The 26,520-nt window shown below is 64.4% G+C and carries 22 protein-coding genes; 11 read left to right on the top strand and 11 right to left on the bottom strand.

The annotated features are described in order from the left end of the window. Positions 1-32 precede the first annotated feature (32 nt). The 3 genes from HGK27_RS27165 to HGK27_RS27155 are packed head-to-tail and all read right to left on the bottom strand — an operon-like array spanning position 33 to position 2,564. Complete coding sequence (locus tag HGK27_RS27165; protein WP_206243927.1) at positions 33-434, bottom strand: C-glycoside deglycosidase beta subunit domain-containing protein; 402 nt, start codon at positions 432-434, stop codon at positions 33-35. Continuing rightward, positions 427-1,338 (bottom strand): sugar phosphate isomerase/epimerase family protein, encoded by a 912-nt coding sequence (locus HGK27_RS27160; RefSeq protein WP_206243926.1) that lies wholly within the window; start codon positions 1,336-1,338, stop codon positions 427-429. Before HGK27_RS27160 ends, HGK27_RS27165 begins: the two co-directional genes overlap by 8 nt. Further along, on the bottom strand, positions 1,335-2,564 hold the full coding sequence (locus tag HGK27_RS27155; protein WP_206243925.1) for an FAD-dependent oxidoreductase: 1,230 nt from the start codon (positions 2,562-2,564) through the stop codon (positions 1,335-1,337). Before HGK27_RS27155 ends, HGK27_RS27160 begins: the two co-directional genes overlap by 4 nt. Before the next feature lie 143 nt (positions 2,565-2,707). On the opposite strand from HGK27_RS27155, the gene HGK27_RS27150 reads away from it, so the two are divergent. Beyond that, entirely contained in the window at positions 2,708-3,313 is a 606-nt protein-coding gene (locus HGK27_RS27150) for a TetR/AcrR family transcriptional regulator (RefSeq protein ID WP_206243924.1), read from the top strand. Positions 3,314-3,532: 219 nt separating this feature from the next. On the opposite strand, the gene HGK27_RS27145 is transcribed toward HGK27_RS27150, so the two are convergent. Beyond that, positions 3,533-3,913, bottom strand: a complete 381-nt coding sequence (locus HGK27_RS27145; protein ID WP_206243923.1) for a UrcA family protein — start codon at positions 3,911-3,913, stop codon at positions 3,533-3,535. A 534-nt stretch (positions 3,914-4,447) separates the two neighbouring features. Between HGK27_RS27145 and HGK27_RS27140 the strand changes: the two genes are divergently transcribed. After that, positions 4,448-5,548 carry a helix-turn-helix transcriptional regulator gene (locus HGK27_RS27140; protein ID WP_206243922.1) on the top strand — a complete coding sequence of 367 codons (1,101 nt, stop codon included), beginning with the start codon at positions 4,448-4,450 and terminating at the stop codon, positions 5,546-5,548. Positions 5,549-5,844: 296 nt separating this feature from the next. Here the strand turns inward: HGK27_RS27140 and HGK27_RS27135 are convergent, their stop codons facing one another. Then, positions 5,845-7,680: an SLC13 family permease gene (locus tag HGK27_RS27135; protein ID WP_241127534.1), complete on the bottom strand. Its 1,836-nt coding sequence runs from the start codon at positions 7,678-7,680 to the stop codon at positions 5,845-5,847. Positions 7,681-8,065: 385 nt separating this feature from the next. Here HGK27_RS27135 and HGK27_RS27130 point away from each other — a divergent pair, with 385 nt between their 5' ends. Next, the gene (locus HGK27_RS27130) at positions 8,066-9,421 is read left to right on the top strand and encodes a glycoside hydrolase family 1 protein (protein ID WP_206243921.1); all 1,356 of its coding nucleotides are present in this window, start codon (positions 8,066-8,068) and stop codon (positions 9,419-9,421) included. A 24-nt stretch (positions 9,422-9,445) separates the two neighbouring features. Here the strand turns inward: HGK27_RS27130 and HGK27_RS27125 are convergent, their stop codons facing one another. Continuing rightward, positions 9,446-10,264 (bottom strand): AraC family transcriptional regulator, encoded by an 819-nt coding sequence (locus tag HGK27_RS27125; protein ID WP_206243920.1) that lies wholly within the window; start codon positions 10,262-10,264, stop codon positions 9,446-9,448. A gap of 143 nt (positions 10,265-10,407) precedes the next feature. Between HGK27_RS27125 and HGK27_RS27120 the strand changes: the two genes are divergently transcribed. Next, positions 10,408-11,103, top strand: coding sequence for an O-methyltransferase (locus HGK27_RS27120; protein ID WP_206243919.1), 696 nt, complete (start codon positions 10,408-10,410; stop codon positions 11,101-11,103). A gap of 21 nt (positions 11,104-11,124) precedes the next feature. Here HGK27_RS27120 and HGK27_RS27115 read toward each other — a convergent pair whose 3' ends face one another. Then, positions 11,125-12,012 carry an AraC family transcriptional regulator gene (locus tag HGK27_RS27115; RefSeq protein ID WP_206243918.1) on the bottom strand — a complete coding sequence of 296 codons (888 nt, stop codon included), beginning with the start codon at positions 12,010-12,012 and terminating at the stop codon, positions 11,125-11,127. 229 nt (positions 12,013-12,241) lie between these two features. On the opposite strand from HGK27_RS27115, the gene HGK27_RS27110 reads away from it, so the two are divergent. The 4 genes from HGK27_RS27110 to HGK27_RS27095 all read left to right on the top strand — a co-directional run bounded on the left by HGK27_RS27110 (position 12,242) and on the right by HGK27_RS27095 (position 16,686). Beyond that, the gene (locus HGK27_RS27110) at positions 12,242-13,858 is read left to right on the top strand and encodes an ABC transporter substrate-binding protein (protein WP_206243917.1); all 1,617 of its coding nucleotides are present in this window, start codon (positions 12,242-12,244) and stop codon (positions 13,856-13,858) included. Positions 13,859-14,019: 161 nt separating this feature from the next. Continuing rightward, positions 14,020-15,591: a tannase/feruloyl esterase family alpha/beta hydrolase gene (locus HGK27_RS27105; RefSeq protein ID WP_206243916.1), complete on the top strand. Its 1,572-nt coding sequence runs from the start codon at positions 14,020-14,022 to the stop codon at positions 15,589-15,591. Positions 15,592-15,719: 128 nt separating this feature from the next. Further along, entirely contained in the window at positions 15,720-16,241 is a 522-nt protein-coding gene (locus HGK27_RS27100) for a GlcG/HbpS family heme-binding protein (RefSeq protein WP_206243915.1), read from the top strand. Positions 16,242-16,263: 22 nt separating this feature from the next. Further along, positions 16,264-16,686: a nuclear transport factor 2 family protein gene (locus HGK27_RS27095; RefSeq protein ID WP_206243914.1), complete on the top strand. Its 423-nt coding sequence runs from the start codon at positions 16,264-16,266 to the stop codon at positions 16,684-16,686. Here HGK27_RS27095 and HGK27_RS27090 read toward each other — a convergent pair. Together HGK27_RS27090 and HGK27_RS27085 are read right to left on the bottom strand one after the other, a co-directional pair. Then, the gene (locus HGK27_RS27090) at positions 16,683-18,011 is read right to left on the bottom strand and encodes a sensor histidine kinase (protein WP_241127873.1); all 1,329 of its coding nucleotides are present in this window, start codon (positions 18,009-18,011) and stop codon (positions 16,683-16,685) included. The two genes, HGK27_RS27095 and HGK27_RS27090, sit on opposite strands and share 4 nt — an antisense overlap. A gap of 5 nt (positions 18,012-18,016) precedes the next feature. Then, a complete protein-coding gene (locus HGK27_RS27085) occupies positions 18,017-18,682 on the bottom strand; it encodes a response regulator (protein WP_206243912.1) in 666 nt (221 codons plus the stop codon). A 514-nt stretch (positions 18,683-19,196) separates the two neighbouring features. Here HGK27_RS27085 and HGK27_RS27080 point away from each other — a divergent pair. The 3 genes from HGK27_RS27080 (at position 19,197) to HGK27_RS27070 (ending at position 22,549) form a co-directional block, all read left to right on the top strand. Beyond that, positions 19,197-20,519, top strand: coding sequence for a neutral/alkaline non-lysosomal ceramidase N-terminal domain-containing protein (locus tag HGK27_RS27080; RefSeq protein WP_206243911.1), 1,323 nt, complete (start codon positions 19,197-19,199; stop codon positions 20,517-20,519). A 1-nt stretch (position 20,520) separates the two neighbouring features. After that, positions 20,521-21,081 carry a GlcG/HbpS family heme-binding protein gene (locus HGK27_RS27075; protein ID WP_206243910.1) on the top strand — a complete coding sequence of 187 codons (561 nt, stop codon included), beginning with the start codon at positions 20,521-20,523 and terminating at the stop codon, positions 21,079-21,081. Between the two features lie 61 nt (positions 21,082-21,142). Then, positions 21,143-22,549, top strand: coding sequence for a hypothetical protein (locus tag HGK27_RS27070; RefSeq protein ID WP_241127531.1), 1,407 nt, complete (start codon positions 21,143-21,145; stop codon positions 22,547-22,549). A 141-nt stretch (positions 22,550-22,690) separates the two neighbouring features. Here HGK27_RS27070 and HGK27_RS27065 read toward each other — a convergent pair whose 3' ends face one another. Together HGK27_RS27065 and HGK27_RS27060 are read right to left on the bottom strand one after the other, a co-directional pair. Further along, complete coding sequence (locus tag HGK27_RS27065; protein ID WP_206243909.1) at positions 22,691-23,923, bottom strand: PepSY-associated TM helix domain-containing protein; 1,233 nt, start codon at positions 23,921-23,923, stop codon at positions 22,691-22,693. 162 nt (positions 23,924-24,085) lie between these two features. After that, the gene (locus tag HGK27_RS27060) at positions 24,086-26,509 is read right to left on the bottom strand and encodes a TonB-dependent receptor (RefSeq protein ID WP_206243908.1); all 2,424 of its coding nucleotides are present in this window, start codon (positions 26,507-26,509) and stop codon (positions 24,086-24,088) included. Positions 26,510-26,520: the final 11 nt, after the last annotated feature.

The following is a 26,520-nucleotide window of genomic DNA, read 5'->3' as shown; positions in this document are numbered from 1 at the left end:
AGACCGCCCCGGTGGCGGCCTCACTGGCGGCCTCAGCGGATGATCGTGATGTGGCGGCTTTCGCGCACAAAAGCGGGCTGGAACTGCGGCGGGAAATAGGGGTGGCGCAGGCGCAGCACGCAGCCCACCTCATGCACGCCCGGCTTGAGGCCGCCGCTGCGGGGCACGATCACGCTCAGGCATTCGCCCACAGCCCAGCGGATGGCGGTGGTCTCGGCCATCTGGGCATGGGTGTAATCGCGGCCATTCAGCAGGATGGTGCTGGCCTCCGCCGCGAAATGCTCGCCATCGACGGTGATATCGATCCCCTCGATCAGCGAAAGGCGCAAGGCCCGGTAATTGGGCTGGCGTAAACGGACTGCAAATCCGCTGCGTGCCGCAACCGGCCCGATGTTGGCAAAGCCGCTGCTCTGGATGATGCTGCGCTCAGGCATGGAGGGGCTCCTGCGCCGCATCATAAGCGCTTTCCAGCCGGCGCAGCAGGCAATGCTGGCGCCGCACCTGCTCGATGGCCACCCATGGATCGCGCGCGCCCTCATATTCGCTGGAGAGATAGCCGGTGTAGTTCAGCCGTTTCAGCATGGGGACAATGCGCTCCCAGGGGATGTGATGATCATGCAGATGCTCGTCGATGTGGTGGAACTTGGCCTGAATGAAGGGCACGTAATCGATCACCTCGGCGAGATGCTCGACCGGCACGGCGATACCGTCGAGGAAGCTGAGCGCGGCCTTGCGGATCTCGGGCGTTTCACCCGGCCAATATGGCAAGGGGCGGTCCTGAAAGATGCCGGTGTCGATCAGCAGGCCGAAATTGCGCGTGCCGGTCTTCTGGATGAAATCGACATAGGCCTCGGTCACCGGATGGCGGATGGGCGTGGGCGCATGGATTTCGGGCATGATGATCAGGTTGAGATCATGCGCCAGATCCAGCACCCGCTCGACCGCGCCGCGCCAGATGGGATGCGGGGTCAGCTCCCCATCCACCACGCCGAATTTGGGCCGGATGAAGCGGAAGCCCAGACGATGCGCCAGCTTGAGGTCCTGCGCCAGTTGCGCCGCGCCCTCCTGCTCGCTCATGTCGCGCGTCAAGGTCAGGCGCGTGTCCACCCATGTCGCCATGTTGGTGGGGACCAGCCTGAGCGTCTCGATACGGGCGAACCAGCGGTCAATCCATGCGGTGGACGGCATGGGATAGGCCGGGATGTGGCTTTCGCTCAGGATCTCGATGCCGGTGGCGCCGGTATCGGCGACGTGTTCCAGCGCCTCGTCCAGATCCATCACCGTGCCGATGTCATCGGTGTAGCTGTAGAGCGAGACGCCATATTTGAAGCTGCTCATTGCGCTGCCTCCCGCTTGTGGGTGGGGATGTAGGGTTCGCCCTCCTCGATCTCGGCCAATTGCGAGAGGATGTGCTTGGGCATGTCATCGCCCACCATCTTTTGCAGGAAGCGCGTGTGGTCGAAGATCCAGTCGCGCAGCGGCCGCAAGGGCGCCGGGCAATGGTGGAAGATCTTGCCCGTGACATAGGCCCCTTGCGTCACCTGCACCGTATGGGGGATGCGGCGCTGCTCGAAGCGCAGCAGCGCGCCGCGCACGGCGGCCGTATCGGCCATCTCAACCGCCGCCAGCTCGCGTGCCAGAAAATAGCCATCCTCGATCGACATGCCCGCGCCGTAAGCGGCATAGGGCGAGGTGGGATGCGCGGCATCGCCCACCAGCGTGATCCGCCCCTTCGACCATTGCCGGAGCGGCGGGCGATCGCGGATTTCCCAGCGCTGCATATGCTCGACCGGCGTGGCCTCGATCAGCTCGCGGACCTTGCGGGAGAAGCCCTTCACCCGCGCCTTGCAGAAGCCGATCAGATCTTCCGGCGCGGGGGCAGCAGGATCGCAGGCCTCCAGCACCCACCATTCATAGCCCCATTTCCCCTCATGCCGGATCGGCGTGTAGCTGACCTGCGTGGTGCGGTTATGGGCGATGATGCCAAGGCCTTTGGGCTCCTCGCTGAGGAACAGATAACCGCCCACCAGATGCAGCTTCTGATGGCGGATCGGCCTGTCACCCCACAGATGCCTGCGCACGAAGGAGTTGATGCCATCAGCGCCAACCACCACATCGGCCCGGTGCGTGGTGCCATCGGCAAAGCTCAGGCTGACGCCGCTGCCCTGATCTTCGATGCCGGTCAGCTCGCGGCCCAGATGCAGCACGCCGGGCGGAATGGCATCGAGCATCCGCCGATACAGGCCCCAGCGCAGCAGGCCGATAAAGCCGCCGCCATATTCGGCCTCGACCTCGGGCGGCAGTTGCACATCGGCGCGACGGCGGCCTTCCGCATTTTCGAAATAGGTGTGGCAGGGCGCGCCCAGATCATCGGTATCGACACCGATCAGCCTGAGCACCTTCTGCGGCGGCGGCCACAGATTGAGGATGTTTCCGGCAGCGCGGATCTCCTTCGCACGTTCGAACAGCGCTACGTCGAAGCCCAACCGCAGCGCGGCCAGTGCGGCGGCCATGCCCCCCGGCCCGGCGCCGATGATGGCGATGCGCCCTTTGCTGTCGCTCATGATCCTTCTCCCATCCGCACCGATTCGAGCAGTGCTTAGATTGATTTTTAGCACCGCTAAGATTTTTGACAAGAGACGCGCCCGCCCCCTTGTCTGGCCCCATTGTGCTGCTAGGACTTCGGCAAGAAAGGAACCTGTCGCCGATGGCCAAGGCCCCGACCTATCACAAGGAAGATCTGCGCCGCGATCTGCTGGCCGCCGCCCGCGCGCATGTGGCGGCGCAGGGCCATCTGTCGCTGTCGCTGCGGTCTCTGGCGCAGCAGGTGGGGGTCAGCACGGCGGCGCCCTATTACCACTTCGCTGACCGCCGCGCGCTGTTGCTGGCCGTGGCGGAAGAAGGCTTTGCCCAACTCAATGGCTCTGCTCTGGGCATTGCCGAAGAGCCGTTGCCCGCCGCCGACAGGATGCTGGCGCTGGGCGAGGCGTTCCTGACCTTCGCCGCCACCCAGCCGCGCCTGCTCGAACTGATGTATGAAAGCGAGCTGACCACGCCGGAGATCGATCCGGCGCTGCTGGTGCAACAAAGTCGCGGCTATCGCGCCTTGCTCACGGTGATGGAACAAGCCTGCCCTGCCCTGCCCCCGGTGGAGCTGTCGGTGCGGGTGATGGCGTTCTGGTCCACGGTCTATGGCTATGCGATGCTGCGCACCAAGCTGATGCTCAAGCCCTATGAGCCATCCGATCTGCCCGCCGAGACAGTCGATCGCGCGGTGATCGGCCAGGCGGTGAAAGCAGCCATGACGCGCTGAGACCTTGCTACGGCAAAACCTATCCCGTTACCGGAAAGGGAACAACGGCGCCCGGAGGTGTCGGGCGCCGTTGTATGCAGACGAAAACCACCGGGGGCAATCGGCGGCGCAATCTTCGCCTGTCTGTTCTTGTCCCTGTTCTGGCCGGGTCCATCCGTGCAGCGAGAACAGGGCACTCCTTGACGGGCCGCCGACCCGAAGCTGGCGGCCTGAAAGGCTTCAGTTCGGCTTCATGCCCGACGCCACCGGCGCATTATAGGCATATTGCGCCCGGCTCTTCGCCGCCGCCAGAGCCTGCTGGTGAAAGGCTTCCAGCTGCTGAACGCCTTGCGCACGCGCCTTATAGACGCAGGCGCCATGCTGGATCGGCACGCCATCGACATCCACCACACCCGTGCAGACCGAGCGCGCAGCCATGCTCACACGCTTGCGGGCCACAGTCAGGCCGTCATTGGTGGTCAGATCGATCCCCGCCAGATTGATTTCCATCCGCGGTGCCTGATCGCTGGAGTCTACCTCAGCCGCAAAGGCGGAAGGGGCGGCGCTCAGCGCCAGCGCGAGGATCGATGCCCGGGCGATAAAGCCAAAAGTTCCGTTCATGACTGCACTCCTGATGAAACGCGCAGCAGGTGCAGGACGGTTTGTCCCTCCCACCCGGTTATGGGCGGGCTCTCTAGAGACATTCGTATGCAGCAATAATCATCAATATTGATCATAGTTAAAGAATTTTTAGGCCCTAGATATGGAAAACTTTATTACAAAAATGCGAATTCGCATTTATAATGCCTAATCCTGGAATTATATTTCAGGATTTTCGGAAATCAGCAGGTTTGAATTGATGCCGTCATATGACCGCATTATTCATATCACAAAGAACGAATCATAATCACAATAACTGACAAGAATGTCAGCATCGATGCAATCAAGGTCGCAGATTTTATTCATTAATTGATTTTCAATAATCAAATTATCGTGATCAGATCATCGATTTAACATTGCTTACAACATTGACCTTGTGCATTTGCCGCCCATCTTTCTTCACAAGGAGATACAGGGGGTAGGGATTTTCATGATCCAGCAAACGGCATTCCGTCTCTGCTGTTGCCGCGATGGCTGGCCTGCCTCGCCGCGAGCATGAGCAGGCCGGACCTCACCCGACTGATCCAGGGAGCCTATGAGGCGGCTCTTCAGGATCACTTATGGGAACCGTGGTCGCTTGATCTGATGAAGGCGCTGGGCGGCTCCGGCGGCGTCTTCTGGCTTGTGAACAATGAGGAGCATCGGGTCGAGCGCGCGATTTCCGGCTGGGGGCCCGCGCGCGGCTTCGAAGACTATATGGAGGAACAATATCGCCATGACCCGCAACTCAGACTTGCCGCCTCGCTGCCCGGCACGCAGGTCTTCGTGGGCCTGCCCGGGGTCGATGTTGAACCGAAACCTGTCCGGGATTATCTGCAATGGCAGCGGACGGTGGTGCGCAATGTCCACCACCAGACGGCGGTGACCAAGCTGGACAATGGATGCCTGCAGGCCGGCATCTCGATCCATCGCCATGGCGGGCTGGGCCCGGTGGAGCAGGCCGATCATCAGGCCATGCAGACCATCTGGCCGGAGCTGAAACGCGCCATGTCGCTGGGTTTCACGCAAGGCGACCTGCTGCAGGCCGCTTTCTGGGATGGGCTGATCACCGGGCGCGAAGGACAGATCGCCTTCCTGATTGACGACCGCGCGCGCGTCATTCGCCTGACTCACGAAGCCGAGGGCATGATCGATGGGCTGAGCATCCGGCGGCATCGCCTGCATGCGGCCCACCATGGCGAGCAGGCCGAACTGGACCGGATCATCGCCACCGCCGTCACGCGGGAGGCGCCGCAATCGGGCGCGATGCGGCTGACGCGGCCTTCGGGGCGGCGGCCTCTGGTGCTGATCGCCTATCCTTTGCCGCGCAGCAGCCGCATGCTGGCGCCCGCCGAGGCGGCGGGGCTGATCACCGTGATCGATCCCGGCGCGGCACGGTCGCCACACAGCGCCTTGCTCCGTCAGGCCTTTGCCCTGACGGAGCGTGAAGCCGAATTGGCAACGCTGCTGCTGAAGGGGCATTCTGTCGAATCCGCGGCCTCGACGCTGGCGATCGCCATGCCGACAGCACGAACCCATATGCGCCGCCTGTATGAGAAGACTGGCACGACAGGGCAGGTCGCTATGATCGAACTGCTGCTGCGGATCGCGCTTTGAGCATCAGGCGCTGAGGTAACCAAGGTGTGACGGGGCTTGCGAGCCCTTTCTATCGATCGCCAGCCCGCTTTCCAGATGGGCAATCTATGCCGATCATTTCCTGCGCTTCGCGATTGCGCCAACTCTCTGCGATCAAGGGGATAGATGGTGATCTCGGCCATACCGCCGATCTGCTGGTCAACAATACCAGTATACCAGAGCGCACGCGGCCCCTGTGCCTCTGTCTCTCCTGGCCGCAGCATAAGGGTTCAAGCGATGTGAACAGCGCCGCATCCTTCCAATGTGGTGACACGCCGTCACGCCAGAGGCCAGATCAGGCTGATCGCCAGCGATCCGATCAGAATGACCAGCAGGGACAGCGGCAGCCCCAGCCGCCAGTAATCGCCGAAACGATAGCCGCCCGGCCCCATCACCAGCGTGTTGCACTGATGGCCGATGGGTGTGAGGAAATCGCAGCCCGCGCCTGTCGCCACCGCCATCAGGAAAGGGTCGGGATGGAGATGCAGCGCCCGCGCCACGCCCACCGCGATGGGGGCCAGCACCAGCACCGTGGGCGCATTGTGCAAAAAGGGCGAGCAGGCCATCGCCGCCAGCATGATCGCACCCAGCGCCAGCAGAGGCGCCACGCCTTGCAGCCATCCGGCCAGCATATCGGCGATCAGCGCGCTGCCGCCGCTGTGCTGCACCGCCTCGCTCAGCGGGGTGAGCGCACCGATCAGCACCAGCACCTCGGGCTCCAGCGCGCCATAGGCCTCGCGCATGGAGAGGCCGCCCACCACCACCATCAGCACCGCCGCGCCGAAAAAGGCCCCGGCAATCGGCACCAGCTTCAGCGCCACCAGCACCATGGCCACGGCCAGAATGGCGATGGGCAGAAACATGCGGCGGCGGTCGCCCAGCTTCACCATACGCTCGACCAGCGGCAGCAGGCCCAGATCGCCCAAAGCCTCGGGCAGGGTTTTCTCGCCCGCGCGCAGCACCAGCACATCGCCGGCACGCAGCCGCACATCGCGCAGGCGTTGCGTGATCCGCTCATCGCTGCGGCCGATGCCCATCAGCTGCACGCCATGCATGTCCTGCAGCCGCGTGCGCTCGGCACTGCGCCCGATCAACAGCGAGCCGGGCTGGATCACCGCCTCGATGGTGCGCAATTCCTCCCTGGCCTCGTCCTTTTCCAGCTCGCGGGCATCGCGCGTCTGCTCCAGCGGCGTGCGGGCAAAAAGGCGATCGAGCGCCTTGTCGCTGCCCTCCAGCACCAGGCTGGCGCCGGGGCGCAATGAGGCATCGGGCAGCGGCGTCCGCGACTTGCCATCCGCCTCGACAATGGCGCGCAAGGACACGCCCGCCTCGCCCAGCTTGAGATCGGCGATGGTGGCGATGTCATCCGGCAGCGTCTCGGGCACGCGGGCTTCGGTGACATAGGGCGCCTCAGCGGCAGCCTCATCCAACCCCGCCCGTGCCTGCCGGTCGCGCGGCAACAGGCGCCAGCCGAGGCTGACAAACAGAAACCCCAGCGCCGTGAGGATCAGCCCGACAGGGGCGAAATCGAACATCTGATAGGGGTGGCCCAGCGTCTCCTCGCGGATCTGGCTGACGATGATGTTGGTGGAGGTGCCCACCAGCGTCACCAGCCCGCCCAGCAGCGACATGAAGGACATGGGCATCAGCAGCGAGGAGACCGAAGACCCCTCATTGCGCCCGATGCGCAGCGCAATCGGCATCATGATCGCCAGAGCGCCGACATTCTTGGTCAGCATCGAGAGCAGCGCCGTCGTGCCCGCCAGCACCGGCACCTGCACCGCCGCGCCGCGCAACCGGGCCATCGAGCCGCCGACCGCCCATTCGATCACACCGGAACGCGCAATGGCCGCGCTGACCACCAGCGCGCAGGCGATGATCACCACCACATCGCTGGTAAAGCCGGTAAAAGCCTGTTTTATCGATACATCGCCCGTGGCCAGACCGATGACCAGCGCCACCAGCGCCACCACATCATAACGGAAGCGCCCCCACGCAAAGACCGCCACCGCGCCGCCGATCAGGGCAAAGGAGAGGAGCTGCGCGCCGGTCATCCCGCCCGGCATGTGAAGGAGCAGATCATGCTGGCTGAAAGCGGGCGGGGTTATGGCCATAGATTGCCACCACAAATCCCTCTGGGCATGGGATCGGCTGCTCCCCCGTTCAATTCGCCACGGTGAGACAGCCATTCCGCCTCACATCGAAGAAATCGGATCATGGGCAAAAGGTTGCATGCTCATCTGCCATCAGCGAGGGCATGAGCGGTTGGCCTTTGAAAGAGCCCCTTCCCCCGATCCGGGCGTGGAGGACGGACGCTTCTTGTCCAACATATTCCCGGCCCTTCTTCTGGGAATGCCCTGCGACCCTCACGCAAATCACAATATCGGAAGGCATCCATGCCATGGATTTCAACCCAACCGCCCTATCGATTGGCGCGCTGATCATGTCGGACTTATGCAAACTGCAAACGGCCAGATGGTGCGTTGGGAGAGAAACCGGATGACCCATATCACGCGGCGCAACGCCATCGGCTCGGCCCTGACGGCAGCCCTGTGCGGCTCTGCCCTGACGGCGCCTGCACAAGCGGCAACGCCCGGCGCATCCAAGGCCCCCCGCGCCACCAATCCGCATTTTCCGGCGGGATTTCTCTGGGGTGCCGCCACCGCCGGCCATCAGGTCGAGGGGCAGAACACCAATTCCGACATCTGGCTCCTCGAACACACCAAACCATCGATCTACAAGGAATCCTCAGGCGATGCCTGCGACAGTTTCAACCGCTGGCCTCAGGATCTGGACCTTGTTCGCCATCTTGGCCTGAACACCTATCGCTTCTCGCTGGAATGGTCGCGTATCGAACCGGCGCAAGGCGAGTTTTCGGCGGTGATGCTTGACCATTACAAGCGGATGATCACAGGGTGCCGCGATCGTGGCATCACCCCTGTCGTGACCTTCAACCACTACAGCGTCCCCATCTGGTTCGCAGCGGCCGGAGGTTGGGAATCCGCAGGCTCGGTCGATCATTTCGCCCGCTATTGCGACAAGGCCGCGCGCCATCTCTCGGCAGAGATCGGTCTGGCCACCACCTTGAACGAGCCCAATATTCTCGATGCCCTCAACTGGCTGCCCCTGCCATTTCCGCCGGAAATGAAGCAGGTGCAGGCCTCCATGCTGGCGAATGCGGCCAGATCGTGCGGCACTGCGCTGTTCTCGTCCTCGAATGCCGGGAACATCGATGCGATGCGCGGCAATCTGCTGGCGGGGCACCGGGCCGGCTATCAGGCCATCAAGGCGGCCAATCCCTCGTTGCAGGTCGGCGTCTCGCTGACGGTCGGGGATGATCAGGCGGCCGGCTCAACCACCGCGCGCGACAGGAAGCGTGAGGCGGTGTACGGCCCCTGGATGCGTCTGATCGCCGAGGTCGGGGATTTTATCGGCGTCCAGAATTACGGGCGCTATCTCTTTGATGACCATGGCCCGATCAAGCCTCCGGCCGGTGCGGAACTGACGCAAATGGGCGAGGAATTCTATCCCGCCTCACTGGAAGGGGCCGTCCGCTATGCCCATGCGGCGACCGGCAAGCCAGTGCTGATTTCCGAGAACGGCATCGCCACCACCGATGACAGCCGCCGCGCCGCCTATATCCCGCAAGCGATTGCCGGTGTCCGTCGCGCGATCGCCAGCGGTGTGCCGGTCATGGGCTATATCCATTGGTCACTGATGGACAATTTCGAGTGGCTGTTCGGCTTTGAACCCCGCTACGGGCTGACCGCTGTCGACCGCGAGACCTTCGAGCGCAAGCCCAAGCCAAGCGCCTATGTCTATGGCGAGATTGCTCAAGGAAAACGCATGGTTTGAGCGATGGAGGCCACGGGCTGATCCTTAAAGGCCCGGCGAACCCGCAGCATAGCGCTCCGCCATATAGCGCCCCGGGGGCGAGCCCAGCACCTTCCTGAACATGGTGACGAAGCTGGGCATGCTCTCATACCCCAGATCGGCGGCCACCTGCTGGATGGTGGCGCCATCGGCCATCGCCTTGATCGCCAGCATCACGCTCAATTGCTGGCGCCAGCGACCGAAACTCATGCCCGTTTCCCGCAAGATCAGCCGGGCCAGAGTTCTTTCACTCAAACCCCCCTTGCGGGCCCAGACCTCCATCGTGGCCCGCTGCGCAGGCGCGGCGATCATCTGCTCGATCAGACCGCGCAGACGCCCATCACCGGGCATCGGCAGATGCAGATTTTCCACCTGAGCCCCCGCCACCTCATCGAGCAGCACCGCCACGATCCGCGCCTCCGGCCCGTCCTCATCATAGTACAAGGGAAAATCGCAGGCCCGGCTGAGCAATTCGCGCATCAGGGGCGTGGCCGATAGTGCACAACAGCTCCGTGGCAAATGCCCCGCCCGGTCAGAGGCGATAAAGGCCGCATAGCCCTCGATCCCCGAACCCTTGATGGCATGCACCGCCCCGCCCGGAATCCACAAGGCGCTGCGCGGCGGCACCATCCAGAGCCCGCCATCCACCTCGCAGGTCAGGGCCCCGCGCTGCACCAGAATGAACTGCCCCTTGCGATGGCTATGCGCCTCCAGCTCCACCGCGCCGATCTCGGGCATGATCGCGCCATAGGCCACGATAGGGCGGTCCACCTCATCAGGGTCGATAAAGGCCTCATGCGGGGCCGTGCCGGTCAGGATGGGCATGGGTTTTGCGCTTTCACGATCCGGGCGCCACTTTGGCTGGATTGGATAACAAACTGTCCATGCTTGGGAATGACGTCAAGTCCGCCGCTTCCTAATCTCGGGATCAGACGCCGGATGACCCGGCCTGCCGAAAGGAAAGACGCATGGACTCGCTGACCTCAGGGCGCATTGCCGAAACGCTCGAACGCCTCCACCGCGAGGCGGATCAGGCCGATCAGCCCTATATGGACAAGATCATGGCCGAAATCGGCGCCCCCGGCTCATCGCTGGAGGATGTCGTCGCCACCCATCTGGCCGAGGAACGCGCCGATTATCACGGCACCTATCGCACCCATGCCGAGCATTTTCTGGCGGTCTCCCCCGCCTATGGGCGCTTTCTCTATATGTGTGTGCGGGCCTCTGGCGCGCGGCGGATCGTGGAGTTCGGCACCTCCATGGGCCTCTCCACCATCTATCTGGCCGCCGGTCTGCGCGACAATGGCGGCGGCACGCTGATCGGCAGCGATCTGGAAGCGAGCAAGGTGGCGCGCGCCCGCGCCAATCTGGAGGCCGCCGGTCTCGCCGATCTGGTCGAGATCCGTCAGGGCGACGCGCTGGAAACGCTGCGCGATGTGGGCGGTACGGTCGATCTGCTGCTGCTCGATGGCGCCTTTTCGCTCTATCTCGATGTGCTCAAGCTGGTGGAGCCCCATCTGCGCAGCGGCGCCTTCGTGCTGGCCGAAAATGCCTTCGAACCGGGCTATCTCGCCCATATCCGCAACCCCGCCAACGGCTATCTGTCGCAGGCCGTGGCGCTGGACGAAGGCCGCGGCAATGAGCTGGCGGTGGTGACCCGCTGATCGCGGGCCACCCGCAAAACCTTACTTCAGGGGCAGAAAGAGATCGGTGATGGCCTCATGCTCGGGAACATCGGGGAAGAAACACAGGCGCTGCGCATAGAGCGGGCAATCGCGCAACTCCTCGCCGCTTGCGGGCAGCCAGCTGCCATAGAGAAATTCCGCCGCCGGGCGCAGATCGTCGCTGTTGCCCACCACGCGCAGCACGGCACAGCGCCCGCCCGGGATCGCCCCCAAGGTCACCCCCTCATCCTGCGCGGTGAGGGGGCGACGGATTTCGGTGGCCAGATCGAGATGGTAATCCTCCGGCCCGCTGACCTCCGGATCGGTGTGGAAGATGGTGTAAGTGGCATGGTTGGCCGGGCGCAAACCGCTGGCCTTGCGCCAGGCGATAAAGCGGCGGATCGTCTCGCCCAGTCGCGCGGGATCGCCGCGATGGCTCATGATGGCGACAGGCACATCGGGCGTATCGCGCAGGGTTACGTCTTGCGTTGAAAAGCTGGGGGTCATCACTTTGCTCCTTGCTTGGGCCAGAGGCGCGAGTGCCTCGGCCCATGCCGCCCAGTCGGGACCCTCGCGAAACGCCGAGGGCGCCTGCCCGATGCGCTGGCGAAAGGCCCGCGCGAAACTGTCGGGCGCCTCGTAACCTGCATCGAAGGCGACCTGCGTGACCGTCTCCGGGCGATAGGCCAATTGCCATGAGGCCCGCTTCATCCGCATCATCTGCACATAGCGATACAGCGGCATGTCGAAGATAGCGCTGAACTGCCGGTGGAAATGATGCGGCGAAAAGGCGGCGACCCGGCTCAGCGCCTCCAGCCCGAGATCGCCGTCGAGATGGCGGTCGATATGATCCAGCACGCGCTGCATGCGCTGGTGGTATCGGGCCTTGGGCTCAAGCGGGGCGGGCATCGAAAGGGTCCTTGCTGGTGGCCCGGCCACAGTGAGGGATCGGCACTCTGGGCGCTCGGCAGTTCTTGCGCAATCCACATGGAGCACAGGCGGCCTTGCCGGAAAGCCCCGATAGGCCATGCCCAACTTATTCTCTATTTCACCTGTAGAGTTTTATGGTCTACGCAGAAGCCACAGTCGACGGGGCCGATCCTGACACGCCCCGCCGAACCGTGAAAAGGATATGGCTGTGCCTGCTGACCCGATTTCCACGCCCCACGTCATCCTGAACCGTCGCGGCGTGCTGGTGGGTGCCGCCGGCCTGGGCCTGCTCTCATTGCTGGAAGGCTGCGGCGGTAACAAGGTTGCCGCGAACACGCTGATCATCGGGCTGGAAACCGAACCGACATCGCTGACCACGGCGATCACCTCGGCAGGGGCGGTGCAGTTTGTGTCTTCCAAGATCTTCGACGGGCTGCTGGGCTATGCCCATGATCTCAGCCCCATCCCGCGTCTGGCCACCGCGTGGGAGACGGCAGCAGATCATCTGAGCATCACGCTGCATCTGCGGCAGGGGGTAAAATGGCATGACGGACAGCCCTTCACTTCGGCGGATGTCGCCTATTCCCTGCTGGAGGTCTGGAAAAAGTACCACAGCCGGGGCCGCGCCACCTTCGCCAATGTGGTGAACGTCGATACGCCCGATCCGCAGACGGCGGTGCTGCGCCTGTCGCGGCCCTCACCCGCGATCCTGCATGCGCTGGCCTCCAATGAATCCCAAGTGGTGCCGCGCCATCTCTATGAGGGCAAGGATGTGCTCACCAATCCGGCAAACAATGCGCCGGTGGGCACCGGGCCGTTCAAATTCGTCTCATGGGATCGCGGGCAGGCCGTCACGCTGGCGCGCAATCCCGACTATTGGGACGCGGGCAAGCCGCATCTTGACGCTCTGGTGTTCCGGCTGATCACCGATGCCTCCTCGCAGCCCCCGGCGCTGGAAACCGGCGAGGTGCAGCTGTGCACCGGCGTGGCCTGGGGCGATGTCACGCGGGTCAGCACATTCCCCGGCGTGGCGCAGGACAAACTCGACCATGCGTTGCAAACCTCCAGCCTTGGGCTGGAATTCAACCTCGACCTGCCCAAATTGCGCGATGTGCGGCTGCGTCAGGCCATTGCTCACGCCATCGACAATGATTTCGTCAAACGCAACATCCTCTTCGGGCGCGGCGAGATTGCCACCGGGCCGATCCCTTCGAACATCACGCAGTTCTACAGCAAGGATGTGCCCCTCTATCCTTTCGACCGCCACAAGGCCGAGGCCCTGCTGGATGAAGCCGGGCTGCATCGCGGGCCCGATGGCACAAGGCTGTCCTTCATCCTCGATCCGCTGCCCACCACCGACCTGCCAACCAAAATGGCACAATATATGCGCGCCGCGCTGGAGCCGATTGGTATCAGGGTGCAGTTGCGTTCACAGGATTTCGCGGCCTTTGTGAAGCGTGCCTATACGGATCGCGATTTCGAGGTGCTGCTGGTCGGCGGACAGATGGGCCCCGATCCGGCCATCGGCATGCAGCGCTTCTATTGGTCGAAGAGCTTCAAGAAGGGCGTGGCCTTCTCCAACGCCTCGCATTACGCCAGCCCCGAGGCGGACCGCCTTCTCGAAGCGGCCCAGTCCGAGCCAGATCAGGCCAAACGCCGCGCGCTTTACGCCGATTTCCAAAGGCTGGTGCAGACCGATCTGCCACGCATCCCCCTGATCAGCTATTCCACACCGGTCCTGACCCGCACCCGCCTGAGCCCCCTGCCCGACACGGCAGAAGGCATCTATGGCAATTTCGCCGATCTGAAACTGGCACCGGCCTGAACGCAGAGAGCTTCCCCGGTTGAACCGAAGTTAAACGGCCATCAGTGATAGTGATCACGGCGCAAAGCTTTCGAATGTTTCGCTCCGCCGCCCTCGATTACCGTTGCGGTATCGGCGCCTTCGCCGCCTGATACAACATCGTGATCCGGGAGCCTGTGCCGATGACCATCCAACGCCCGCCGCGCCGCCATACCACGCGGCTGCTTGCTGCCGCCGCGCTGCTGGGCGCGCTCAGCCTTGGCGGCACGGCGCATGCCGCCACCGCCGATTGCGATGCGCTGGCCGCCAGAGCACGGCTGATGCTGCCTCAGGCGGGGGATATCCATGTCAGCGCGGTGGCCGCGGGGGCCTTTACGCCGCCCGGCCGCGCGCAGCCCACTGGCATGAACATCGGCGGACAGGCCGCCCTGCCGTCCAATCCGGCCTTCTGCCGCGTGGCGTTCACGCTGCAGCCCTCACCCGAATCCGCGATCCGTACCGAGGTCTGGCTGCCGCTGAAGGGCTGGAACGGCAAGTTTATCGGCGTGGGCAATTTCGGCTGGGGTGGCGATCTGCCTTTTGCCAATATGGTTTCCGGCCTGACCAAAGGCTATGCGGTGGCGGGCAATGACACCGGCCATCAGGGTGACGGCGGGCAGTTCCTGCTGGGGCATCCCCAGAAGCTGGAGGATTACGCCTGGCGTGCCAACCATCTGATGACATTGCGCGCCAAGACACTGATAACGCGCTTCTATGGGCGCGGCGCCGCTCACGCCTATTTTATCGGCTGCTCACTGGGAGGCCTGCAGGCGCTGATCGAGGCGAAGCGCTTTGCCGCGGACTATGATGGCATCGTCGCCGGGGCCCCGCCCAATCCGCTGATCGACTTCAACGGCGCCCAGATGTGGCCGGGCTGGCTGACCGCTCATGAGCCGCAAAGCGCCATCCCGCGCACCAAGCTGAGCCTGATCACCAAAGCGGTGATCGCACAATGCGCCACGCCGGTCGGCAAGGCACAGGGCTTTGTCGATGCGCCGGAAAGCTGCCGCTTCGATCCCGCGCCCATCACCTGCGCGGGCGCGGAAGGCCCCGATTGCCTGACCAAAGGCCAGATCGCGCTGCTGCGCAAGATCTATGAAGGCCCGAAAGACCCGAACACCGGCAAGGTCATCTTCCCCGGTCCGGCCTATGGTTCGGAAACCGAATTGGCACCCTTTGTCTCGGGCCAGCCCTTTCGCAATGCCGCTGATCTGTGGGGCATCGCCGCCTTCCAGCAAGAAGGCTGGAACCCCGACACCATCGATTGGGCTCGCGATCCCGCTCGGGCACGCAAGGCCTTGGGTGACCGTTTCGAGGTCCGCCCCGCAGACCTCAAACCCTTCTTCGCGCGTGGCGGGCGGCTGATGCTCTATGTCGGCTGGAACGACTTTCACAATCCCGCCGAACTGGCCGGTTTCTATCGCAAACTGCAGGCTCAGGCCGGTGCCCGTACCGACCGTCTGCGCCTCTTCACCGTCCCCGGCATGAACCATTGCGCGGGCGGCGAAGGTTGCGACACCTTCAGCAAGATCGACGTGATCGACGCCTGGTCCACCAGCGGCAAGGCCCCCTCGATGGTCCTCACCAGCAAGGTGCAGCAAGGCCAGGTGGTGCGCCAGCGCCCGGTCTGCGCATGGCCCGCGCTGACGCGTTACAAGGGCGCAGGCGATCCGGCAGCAGCCTCCAGCTATCGCTGCGAGAGCGGGGCGAACTGAGGGCCCTGCCATTCAGTTTCGGTTGGGGCCGCGCTGGCAAGGCTGGGCACAGATCAACGATGGGGGAGAGGTTCATGCGCCGGACAAGCGCTCTTTTGCTGGGTTTCTGCGCCTTGAGCCCTGCAGCCATGGCACAATCTTCCGATCCGGTCGCCGCGCTGCCGGGGCAGAAAAATCCGCCACCGCTCGACGCCATGCTGCGCCCGCCCCGCTCCGGCCCGGCGGCGGTCGAGGCACCCTACAGCGGCCCCGCCGCCCCCGCCCTATCGGCTGCCCAAGCGGTGGCGCAGGCCGCGCTGCAGGCCTGTGCTGCGCAGCATCTGCATATCGGCGTGGCCGTGCTGAACAGCGAGGGCAGCCTGATCGCCGCGCTGGTCGATCCCGATGCCAAGCCCGGCGTGGCCTATGTCGCGGTGCAGAAGGCCCATGCGGCTTTGGCCTTTGGCGAACCCACCACCCGCGTTCAGGAGCAATTGCGCGCCGATCCCGCCCTGCGCGCCAGACTGACGCCCGATATGGCCGTCTATCCCGGCGGCATCCCATGGCAGCGCGATGGCCGCATCGTGGGCGCCGTCGCCGCGAGCGGCGCCACCGCGCAGCAGGATGAAGCCTGCCTGCTGGCCGGGCTGGCACAAATCCATGACCGCTGATCGCGCATTGCGGAGAGCACCCATGGCCAACACCGCCCTGCGCTGCATCGTCTCCGTGCTGGCACTGATCGCCACGCCAGCACTGGCCAAACCGAACCCCATCCAGGCCGTCCGCCACGCAGAGGATGCCTATGCAAAGGCCGTTGTCGCGCATGATCGCGCCGCGCTGGAACCCCTGCTGGCGCGCGATCTGGCCTATGCCCATGCCTCGGGTCAGGAACAGGACAGAGCCGCCTATCTCGCCGGAGCGCTGACACCCGGCGGCATCAAGGGCATCACCTTCCGCCAGCGCGTGGTGCATGCGGCAGGCGGCATCGCCTACACCCATGGCGTGGTGATCTACGACATGGGCGAACCCCGCGCCGCCCGCTACACCGCCATCTGGCGTCGCGAAAGCGGCCATTGGCGGCTGGCGGTCTGGCAAAACACGGCGCTGAAGGACTAGACCTCCGGCGCCACGCCGGGCAGGCTCATCTCCACCCTCAGCCCGCCCAGCACGGTCGCCCGCCCCAGCGCCAGCGTGCCGCCATACAGCCCGACCAGCTCCTGCACGATGGCGAGCCCAAAGCCATAGCCTTCGCCGCTTTCATCCAGCCGCCTGCCCGCGCTCAGCGCCAGCGGCACCTGATCCTGCGCGATGCCCGGCCCGTCATCCTCCACGGTGACGATCACCTGCTGCCCTTCCGGTTGCGCCGCCAGCATCACCCGGCCCCGCGCATGGCGGCAGGCATTGTCGAGCAGATTGCCGAGAATTTCGTCCAGATCCTCGCGGTCCATCGCCAGCATCGATCCTTCGGGAACGCTGCAGCCGATCTCCAACCGGCGGGCGCTGTTGAGATGGCGCATGGCAAACACCAGATCCTGCGCACTTTCCGCCAGATCGGCGCTGGCCCGGCCACCCGTGGCAATCGCCGCGCTGCGCGCCCGGCGCAGGTGATGGACGATCCGCCGGTCGATCTGCGCCACCAGCTGGCGCGCCCCTTCGCTGGCCTTCTCCCGCTCCAGCCGCAGCGCCAGCGTGGCCAGCGGCGTCTTGAGCCCATGGGCCAGATTGGCGACATGATGGCGCGCCTGAAGCAGGCCCTTGCGGTTCTGCTCGACCAGCGAGTTGATCTCCTCGGCCAGCGGGGTCAGCTCGCGCGGGAGAGCCAGAGGCAGCGTTGCTGCCCGCCCGGCACGGACCTCGGCGATGGCGCGGCTGATCTGGCGCACCGGGCGCAGGCCGAAATGCAGCTGCCAGATCGCCACCAGCGCCATCAGCAGGCACAGCCCCGCCAGCGAGCCGACGATCATATGCACGGCAGCGGTTTCCGGCCCGCTCAGCTCGGTATCGGGGGCCGAGACCAGCACCTCCCCCCGCCCCGCCCGCCACAGCCGCACATGCTGAGGCGCGCCGTCGGGCGCAAAAGCATGGGCGCTGTAAATTCCCCGCTTGAACTGGTTGAGGCCGGGAAACATCACCAGCCGGTCGAAGGCCTGCCCACCGCGCCATGTGCCCGCAGGCGTGGTGACCTGCCACCCCCAATGGCGATCCTGCTCCTCCAGATCGGCCAGAATATGCGTGACGCGCACCACATCCAGCTGCCCGTCCGCCGCAATGGCATGGCGCAGCAGGGCGACCTGCGTGTCCATCCGCGCGTTGAGATTTTCGCTCACCACATGCGACAGCCAGAACTGGAACACCCAGACCGCCGCCACCAGCACCACCACGCCTGACAGCACCGCCGCCATCGCCACCCGCGCATGCAGCGACAGCAAGGCCGGGCGCATGCGGCTCAACGCCCACCTGCCGTCAGACGATAGCCATGGCCGCGCACGGTGACGATCATCTCGGCCCCGATCTTGCGGCGCAGGCGGCCCACGATCACCTCGATCGAATTGGAATCGGTGTCGGCATTGTGTTCATAGACATGCTCGATCAGCGCGCCGCGATCCACCGTCACCTCCTTGCGCAGGATCAGCGCGGAGAGGATGCGCCATTCGAACGCGGTGAGGCGCAGCGGCTCGCCATTGAGGTCGAAAGCGCCGGTCTGCGTGTCATGACCCAGGGGGCCGCAGGTGATGCGGTTGGTGGCAAAGCCGCTGGAACGGCGCACCAGAGCGCGCAGGCGCATCACCACCTCGGGCGGCATAAAGGGCTTGGCGAGGTAGTCGTCGGCCCCGGCCTTGAAACCCGCGACCTTGTCCGACCATGTGTCACGCGCGGTCAGGATCAGCACGGGAAAGTCGCGATGCGCCGCGCGCCAGCCATTGAGCACGGAGATGCCGTCGATCAGCGGCAGGCCCAGATCGAGCACCGCCGCATCATAATTTTCGGTATCGCCCAGATGCAGCCCATCCTCGCCATTGTCGGCAATGTCGACGGCGAAATTTTCCGAGCGCAACAAGGCGGCCAGCTCATGCGCCAGCGCCACATCATCCTCCACCAGCAAGACCCGCATCGACTCTCTTACCCCTTGTGTCGCCGGCCAGGCCGATGATCTTTTATCGCACAGGATCGCCCGCCGGACCATCCAATCCGTCCCTTGAGGCAAGGCCTGACATCTCCCCTGACGAGATGCTACCCCAGCCAGCCAAACTCAATCTGAACAAGATCGCGCCGAGCATCAGGAAGAGTGAAATCCGTGATCTTTCGCCAGCCATCAATGCTGGCATGGCCGTGATGCCTTAAAGCAAGCATCTTTTGGCATGTCGCGATCGCTGTCCGACATGCATATCTTGTATCCGTGCGCGAAACTTATGACGGAAGGCGTGTTTCCACCTTATCCGCACCTATTCCTTTGCCCCTATAATCGCGCCATGACGAAGAAAGACGTCATGCTTCCTGCCCCAGATCATACGGGTGCGAAAAACAATGCACGCCATAAAGGTCTGGCGCGGGGTTCAGATTGAGTTTGGCTCAACGGTCTAGGACCGATCGGCCAAGAGAAAAGCAACAAGGGCGGGAGAGTGAGAATGGTCACATGGGCAAGGCGGACGGGCCGTCGCGGGATCAAGCCGGTGACGCTGCTGTTGGGGCTCGGCCTGTGTCTGGCCGCGCTCCCCGCATCGGCGGGCGCGCTGCGCGCCGGGGCGGGCAAGGCCGACATCACCAATGACGCCGCGGACTTCCCCATCAAGGTGGACCGCGAAAAGGATTTTGTCGGCGTGCATGACCGGCTCTCGGCCCGGGCGCTGGCGCTGGACGATGGCGCGCGCAAGATCGTGCTGATCAGCCTTGAGGTGACGACCGTGCCCGGCGGTCAGGCCTTCACCAAGGCCGTGGCACAGGCCCTGAACCTGCCCGAAAGCGATGTGCTGATTTTCTCCACCCATACGCACAGCAATCCGCTGGTTTTCTATCACAGCGATCCGCCGATACCCGCCCATGCCCGCGCCATCGCCAGAACGCGTGAAGGCGCCATCGCCGCAGCCCGGGCCGCATTGGCCGCGCTGCAACCGGCAAAGCTGGGCTTCGGGCAAGGCAAGGGCTACGCCAACATCAACAATGGCGAATATGCGGGCAACCATATCTGGTTCGATCCCGAAGGCCCCAATGACAAGGTGCTGAGCGTGCTGCGCATCGACAGCGCCTCCGGCAAGCCCCTCGCCATGATGGTGAACTACCCCAGCCATGGTGAGGTGATGTTCCGCTCGGTCACCAAGGATGGCGGTTATGAGGTGACCGGCGACCTGCCCGGCGCCACCGCCAGCCTGCTGGAAAACAGCGGCGTGGCGCCCATCGTGCTGTGGTCGGCGGCGGCAGAGGCCGATCAGGTGCCGCTGTTCAAATCGCTGCAACCGGCGATGGGACCGCTGCCTGCCACGGATGAAGGCGCGGGCGGCTGGGCCTTGCTCGATCTGCTGGCGCGGCGGCTGGCCTTTTCGGTTTCGGCCGCCGCAGCGCCGATCCAGACCAGCCCGCAGGCCAGCATCGCGGTGGCGCAGGGCAGCATCTCCTGCCCCGGGCAGCGCATGCGGCTGGATCAGGCCAGCGGCCAGATCACCACCACACCCATGCCCGATGTGACCATTCCCACCGCCTATGTGCGGATCAACGATGTGGTGCTGGCGGGCGTGGGCGGTGATGTGGGCACCGCCATCGGCGGCGACATCCGCGCCGGGCTGGCGAAGCGGCAGGTGATGGTTGTCAGCCAGATCGCCGGGGCGGTGGGCTATATCCTGCCCGATTCCGCCTATGCCAGGCCGGGCCATGGGGTGTTCGGTTCACCGCTGAAGCAAGGTTGCGCGGCGCCGGCTCTGGTCGAGGACTTCCGCAAGCTGGATGGGGGCCGATAGCATGGCCCGCGCCGGGTGGATTGCCGGTGTCGCGCTGCTGGCGGCTCCTGTCGGGGCACAGCAGCACGATCCCACGCGCCTGCCGGGCGATCATCCGCCACCCCCGCTTTCCGTGATGCTCCAGCCGATGGCACCCGGCGGGCCGCCGCCTGTCGGGCCCGATGTGCCGGGGCCATCGCTGGAGGAGAGCCTGTCGCTCGCCCGCGCCGCGATGCAGATCTGCGCGACCAAGGGCTATCGCATGGGTGCCTCGGTGATCGACAGTGCGGGCAACATTCGCGTCGCGCTCACCATGCCGGGATCGGGCCCGGGGCGGGCCTTTACCGCCACCCAGAAAGCGCTGGGCGCACTGCGGCTGGGTATGCCCACGCGCCTTGCCCGGCAACGGCTGCGCGACGATGCCGCGCTGCGCGCCAGGGTCACGCCCAATATGGCCGTCTTTCCCGGCGGCGTACCCATCCTGCGCGGCGGGGTCATCATCGGCGCTCTCGCGCTCAGCGGCGCCACGGCGGAGGAGGATGACGCCTGCGCCGCCACCGCGCTGGCCGGCGCCCATCCGTGATCCGCACAAATGCCAATCCCCGCGCCAGATGCGCGACTTTCACACAGAAGTGGACCTTTCGATGCATGCCAAACTCGCGGCCAGACTGGCCGCACTCTCGCTCGCGCCGCTGCTGGCCTCGGTGCTGTCAGCCCCCGCTCAGGCGCAGGGGCCGGACCGGGCACCGCCGCCCCTGCCCGCCGGGGTGACGCGCAGCTATGTGCCGCTGGCCAATGGTGCGCCCGGCGTGCTCTATGAGCCCACCCAACCGGGGCCCAAGGCGCAGATCGCCTTCTATCTGATGCATGCCAGCGGCGATTATCTGACCTTCTCGGCCTGTTATGAACTGTCGAAGCGCGGCTATCGCGTGCTTTGCGCCAACAACACGACCAGCAAATCCGGCGCCTTCGACGATGGCGTGCTTGACGATGCGATCAGCCAGGCGGCCAAGGGCGTCAGCTATCTGCAGCATCTGCAGGGCGTGTCCAAAGTGCTGCTGTTCGGCCATTCGGGCGGGGCGACGATCATCACCGGCTATCAGGCCATCGCCGAGGGCGGGGTGGCCTGGTGCCAGCGCGCCGAGCTGATCCACAGATGCCCGGACAGCATGGCCGGTTACAAGCCCGCCGATGGCGTGGTGCTGGCCGACAGCAATTGGGGGCAGGCCGCAATGGTGCTGCTGAGCATCGATCCGGCGGTGACCGACGAAAGCTCGGGCCGCCATCTGGACCCCTCGCTTGACAGCTACAATCCGGCCAATGGCTTCAAGGATGGCGCGGCCACCTACAGCGCCGATTTCATCAAGCGTTTTCAGGCCGGTGTGGCGGCGCGCAACGCCCGGCTGCTGGCCCATGCGCAGGAAAGGCTGGCGCTGATCGAGGCGGGCAAGGGCGATTACACCGGCGATGAGCTGCTGCAGATCCCCGGCGCTTTCGTGGCCGCCAACAAGCTGTTCTCCACCGATCCGCGCCTGCTCAACCATTCGGTGAAGCCCTGGCCGCTGGTGCATAAGGACGGCTCGGTGACGACGCAGATCATCCATTCGGTGCGGCTGGCCTCTGCCGGGCCAATGGGGCCGATGACCTCGGACAGCTACCGTGCCTCGCTCAAGACCACGGTGAAGAACTATCTGGGCAGCTTTGCCATCCGCACCACGCCCGATTTCGGTTATGGCGAGGACAGCACCATCCGCGGCGTGGACTGGCATTCGACCTATGCGGCGCCTCCGGGCAATGTCGAGGTCTTCAGCAAGCCTTTGCTGACCCTGGGCATGACCGGCAATTGGGAAGGCCTTGCCGCCGAGACGATCTACAATCACGCCGCCAGCAAGGACAAGTCGATCGCCTTTATCGAGGGCGCAACCCATGTCTACACCCCCTGCACGGCCTGCGAAAAGACGCCCGGCCAGTTCGGCGACACCATGAAGACCACCTATGATTACATCGACAAGTGGGTCTCGCAGCCGGGGCGCTTTCTGACCGGCAACTGATCTTCCTCCGCCCGGAAGAAAGACTGGCCCGCGCGGACATATCCCGCGCGGGCCTTTTTATGCGTGGGTGAAACTTATCAGCGCAGCGAAAAGGGCGGAGATTGCTCCCCACCCTTCCATGGTCCGCCGGGAAACCGCGCCCTATTTCCAGAACAGCGCGTTGCGCCCGCTCTGCCGCCGCTTGGCGTACATCTGCCAATACATCACCATACCCGACACGCTGAGCCAGATCAGCGCCAGCCCCGCCAGCAGATTCATCGCCCTGCCGCTCAGGCCCAGCAGCATGCCCGAATGGAGATGCTTGATGTCCTCATGCACCTGCGTGCCCAGCGGAAAGCCGCTGACCGGATATTCCGGCTCGCCCAACGTGGCGACTTTCCCCGTCCGCGTGTTGAACAGCACCGCATGCGGCTCACCATCGAAGGCCGGGCCGCTGCCCGCAACCACCCCGCCCTGAGGCATGGTGGCATAGAGCCGCACGCGCAGCACGCGGATCGGCGTTTCGGGCTCCTTCTCGCGGAAGGCGGTCAGCGTGGCGCTGGTCATGCTGCGGATCTGGGTGTCGCTCAGCGGGCTGGCGGTGTCGGGCTGCGGGCCATGATGCATGGCGAAGACGTGATAGCTGCTCTCAAAACCCAGCCAGGTGCCCGTTGCCGCCACCAGAATGATAAACAGCGCGCTGACCAGCGAAATGGCGCGATGCCATGTGCGCCACATGCCCCCCGCCGACCAGAACAGTTGCGGCCGCTTGATCCGCACCCGTGCCTTGTAGAGCCGCCAGTAGAGGATCAGCCCCGTCACGATAAACACCCAGAGGATCAGACCCGAGGCAAACTCCGCATAGACGCCCGGCACATCCCGGCGCCCCCAGAAGCGGTGAAGCTCCTTGAGATCCTGCCGCAGCGAGTCCGGCAGGCCCAGCGGCGGCACGGGGGTGATCCGGGCGGGTTCTCCGGTGATCGCATCCCAGGCGCGCAGATGATCCTGCGCTTCGGGCGAGCCCGGCCTGCCCATCGGCGTGGGGCCAAGGCGCGCCTGCCCCACCACCCTGCCGTCCACCAGTCGCAGTTCGACAAAGCGCGGCTGCGCATCGGGCACATCGCGATGCATCGCGGCCAGCACCACGCCGACGGCCTTGTCGTAATCGAGGCCGGCGGGCAGATCATGGCCGGTCAGATCGGCATCGCTCATCACCTGAATATCGCCATTGCCATAGCGCCCCTCATTGATCGAGACGATCGTCGGATCGGTGATCGGCGCGTGGCGGGCGATGGCATAGAGATCGAGCAGTTGCATGCCCGTGCCGGTGACGCCCAGATAAAGCATCAGCAGCACGCTGAGCAGGGCAAGAATGCGGTGATAGGTTCTGAGCACGGTTAAAGCTCTCTAGCAAAGGATCGCCCGCCTTGCGGGGGCGATGCCGAGGGAAATAGGCAGCAAAAGCGGGGCGGCGCAAGATGCGCCACCCCGCAGGTTCGGTCGGCGCCGGGAGAAAACGAGGCCGACATCATGACCGGGTCCGTCCGGCCAGATCCATCAATATTTGACCGTCAGACGGGCTCCGAAGGTGCGCGGCAGGTTGACACGCACCCATTGGCCGTCGGGCCCCCAGCCGGGCTGCGCCGTGCTGGGCGCGTTCTGCATCTGCACGGTGTTTTCCAGATTGCGGACATAGCCCTCAAGCGTCACCTTGCCGTTGGGCATGGTGTAGCCCAGCGTCACATCGCTGCGGGTATAGGCACCCTGACGATATTGTTTGGGATAGGAACCATCGGCATAGACCCCGCTGAAGGGATTGCCCGTGCCCGCCAGATCGCTGAGCCAATAGCCGCCCGAAATCTTGCTGTTCACGCCCAGCTTGACCAGACCGCCATTCTTCATCTCCCAGCGGTGATCCCAGCTCAGCGTGCCGGAAATACCGGGAACGCGGTCCAGCGACTTGCCGCCCCAATATTGCAGATTGGAATAGAGAAAGCCGACACGCGCCGCATTCGGCCCATTGTTGAAGAAGGCGCGTTCCAGCGAGAGCGAGGCACCGAACGTGTCATTCTTCGAAGGGCGCCATGTCAGCTCGTTTTCCCAGCCATACATGGTGGCCGGCGCCAGCGAGGTGTAGATCACCACACCGGTCGTGCCGATGCTTTGCAGCGCCAGGAAAGTCGCGCCGGTCAGCTGATATTTGGAGTAATCATAGTAATAGGCGCTGGTGTTGTAGCTGATCGTGCTGGTGATCCGCCCCTTGAAGCCGATCTCATAGGCGGTGACATGCTCGGCGCCGTAAGTGCCCGTCTTCTTGGTGCTGGCGGCGGGGTCGATGTCATTGAAGCCGCCGCCCTTGTAGCCGGTGGCCACCGAGGCATAGACCATCGCGCGCGGCGTGATCTGGTAATCGGCCCCCACGCGCCACGTTACGCCGCTCGTGGTGTTCTGCCCGGTATCGGGATTGGATTCCGCCGCGCTGACGCAGGCATAGGGCGGCGCGCAGACCCCGCCGCTGGTGCTGGTCCAATAGGCGGCGCCATTGTTGGGCGAACCGGCGGAGAGCAGGGCATAGCGCGCCATTTGATCGCTGGAATAGCGCAGGCCCGCCGTCAGCTTCAGCTTGCTCGTGGCGTGGAAATTGACCTGCCCGAACACGCCCTTGGCCGTATGGACCGTGGGGCCGACAATATGCGGATTGGGGCTGTTGCAGCCCGCCTGCGTCGGCGCGGCAAGGCAGGACACCGTGCTGCCGGTGGGATTGCCATTGGCATCCTTGGGCGTGCCGGCCAGAGTCTGCCAGTTGAGATCCGATTCATCATTGTATTCATGGTAGTAATTGGCGCCCAGCAGCCATTCCAGACGCGCGGCGGGGTTGGCGTTGGACAGGCGCACCTCATGCGTGTCGGTGGTCATGTGCGACGAGTATTGCGACCAGTTGTAGGCCCCCGAATCTTGCGCGCCATTGACGCTGGGGTCCATATTGTCCTCGCCATGCCACCAGAGATGGGCGCCGTCATAAGCGACATGGACCGGGCCGAGATCGAAGTTCAGCTCGGCATTGACGTTGGCGTAATTGTCATTGTTGCCGCCATTGGCGAAGGGATTGTAATAGACCTGAAAGCGATTATCGCCCTTCAACTGGGTGACGCGGCTGTAGATCACATCATTGCTGCCATCCGCCCCGCCGACATGGCCGAACGTACCGGTCAGAACCAGAGAGCCATTGCCCGCGAAATCATATTTACCTGAAAGGCGTGCGGTCCAGTTCTGTTCGGCGCCCAGATTGTTCTGGGTGCTGGCGCCGGTGTAATTGCCAAGCACAGGCTTGATAAAGCCCTCGCGGCTGTTCGAGGCGAAAGCGGCCCTCACCGCCAGATCGTCGGTCAGCGGCAGGTTGATCATGCCCTCGAAGCGGCGGGTGTTGTAATTGCCCAGCTCCGCCGAGACCGATCCTTCCAGATCATGTTTGGGCTTGGCGGTGATCACATTGATCGCACCGCCGGTCGCGCTTTTGCCATAGAGCGTGCCCTGCGGGCCGCGCAGCACCTCCACACGCTCCAGATCGAAGAAGGCCAGCCCCATGAGCTGCGGGCGACCGATGGGAATGCCGTCCACCGAGAAGACGACATCCTGCTCGCCCTTCGAGGTGACATCGGTAGTGGTCACGCCGCGCACCGAAATCGACACGCCATGCGAGGCCGAACCGATTTCCAGCCCCGGCGACACGCTCGACAGATTGGTGACATTGACGATGCCCTTTTCCTTGAGCGTCTCGCCCGAAAGAACCGTCAGCGCCTGAGGCACTTTGGAGGCGGCCTGGCTGGTTTTCGTTGCCGTCACGATGATTTCGTGATTGTCGACATTGTCTTTGGCCGGGGCGGCCTGCGCCTGGGCCAATGTCGCGAAACCCGCGATGGCGAGGCTGATCGAAGTCAGAGCCGCGGATGCCTTGAGCGCGGGGATGCGCTGCATCGACATGTTCATCATAA

Origin of the sequence: Novosphingobium terrae (genome assembly GCF_017163935.1) — a bacterium.
Classification (GTDB): domain Bacteria; phylum Pseudomonadota; class Alphaproteobacteria; order Sphingomonadales; family Sphingomonadaceae; genus Novosphingobium; species Novosphingobium terrae.
The sequence above is the reverse complement of the archived record's forward strand: the minus strand, read 5'-3'. Positions and strand labels throughout refer to the sequence as shown.

What these genes read in the sequence shown, in the direction of transcription:
- HGK27_RS27075 (WP_206243910.1), top strand. Translation starts at nt 20,521, where the DNA reads ATGGCCCGCGCCGGGTGGATTGCCGGTGTCGCGCTGCTGGCGGCTCCT.
- HGK27_RS27115 (WP_206243918.1), bottom strand. Translation starts at nt 12,012, where the DNA reads ATGCCCGCCCCGCTTGAGCCCAAGGCCCGATACCACCAGCGCATGCAG.
- HGK27_RS27060 (WP_206243908.1), bottom strand. Translation starts at nt 26,509, where the DNA reads ATGTCGATGCAGCGCATCCCCGCGCTCAAGGCATCCGCGGCTCTGACT.
- HGK27_RS27085 (WP_206243912.1), bottom strand. Translation starts at nt 18,682, where the DNA reads ATGCGGGTCTTGCTGGTGGAGGATGATGTGGCGCTGGCGCATGAGCTG.
- HGK27_RS27100 (WP_206243915.1), top strand. Translation starts at nt 15,720, where the DNA reads ATGGCACAATCTTCCGATCCGGTCGCCGCGCTGCCGGGGCAGAAAAAT.
- HGK27_RS27155 (WP_206243925.1), bottom strand. Translation starts at nt 2,564, where the DNA reads ATGAGCGACAGCAAAGGGCGCATCGCCATCATCGGCGCCGGGCCGGGG.
- HGK27_RS27090 (WP_241127873.1), bottom strand. Translation starts at nt 18,011, where the DNA reads ATGCGCCCGGCCTTGCTGTCGCTGCATGCGCGGGTGGCGATGGCGGCG.
- HGK27_RS27130 (WP_206243921.1), top strand. Translation starts at nt 8,066, where the DNA reads ATGACCCATATCACGCGGCGCAACGCCATCGGCTCGGCCCTGACGGCA.
- HGK27_RS27135 (WP_241127534.1), bottom strand. Translation starts at nt 7,680, where the DNA reads ATGGCCATAACCCCGCCCGCTTTCAGCCAGCATGATCTGCTCCTTCAC.
- HGK27_RS27150 (WP_206243924.1), top strand. Translation starts at nt 2,708, where the DNA reads ATGGCCAAGGCCCCGACCTATCACAAGGAAGATCTGCGCCGCGATCTG.
- HGK27_RS27105 (WP_206243916.1), top strand. Translation starts at nt 14,020, where the DNA reads ATGACCATCCAACGCCCGCCGCGCCGCCATACCACGCGGCTGCTTGCT.
- HGK27_RS27125 (WP_206243920.1), bottom strand. Translation starts at nt 10,264, where the DNA reads ATGCCCATCCTGACCGGCACGGCCCCGCATGAGGCCTTTATCGACCCT.
- HGK27_RS27080 (WP_206243911.1), top strand. Translation starts at nt 19,197, where the DNA reads ATGGTCACATGGGCAAGGCGGACGGGCCGTCGCGGGATCAAGCCGGTG.
- HGK27_RS27095 (WP_206243914.1), top strand. Translation starts at nt 16,264, where the DNA reads ATGGCCAACACCGCCCTGCGCTGCATCGTCTCCGTGCTGGCACTGATC.
- HGK27_RS27140 (WP_206243922.1), top strand. Translation starts at nt 4,448, where the DNA reads ATGAGCAGGCCGGACCTCACCCGACTGATCCAGGGAGCCTATGAGGCG.
- HGK27_RS27165 (WP_206243927.1), bottom strand. Translation starts at nt 434, where the DNA reads ATGCCTGAGCGCAGCATCATCCAGAGCAGCGGCTTTGCCAACATCGGG.
- HGK27_RS27070 (WP_241127531.1), top strand. Translation starts at nt 21,143, where the DNA reads ATGCATGCCAAACTCGCGGCCAGACTGGCCGCACTCTCGCTCGCGCCG.
- HGK27_RS27120 (WP_206243919.1), top strand. Translation starts at nt 10,408, where the DNA reads ATGGACTCGCTGACCTCAGGGCGCATTGCCGAAACGCTCGAACGCCTC.
- HGK27_RS27145 (WP_206243923.1), bottom strand. Translation starts at nt 3,913, where the DNA reads ATGAACGGAACTTTTGGCTTTATCGCCCGGGCATCGATCCTCGCGCTG.
- HGK27_RS27160 (WP_206243926.1), bottom strand. Translation starts at nt 1,338, where the DNA reads ATGAGCAGCTTCAAATATGGCGTCTCGCTCTACAGCTACACCGATGAC.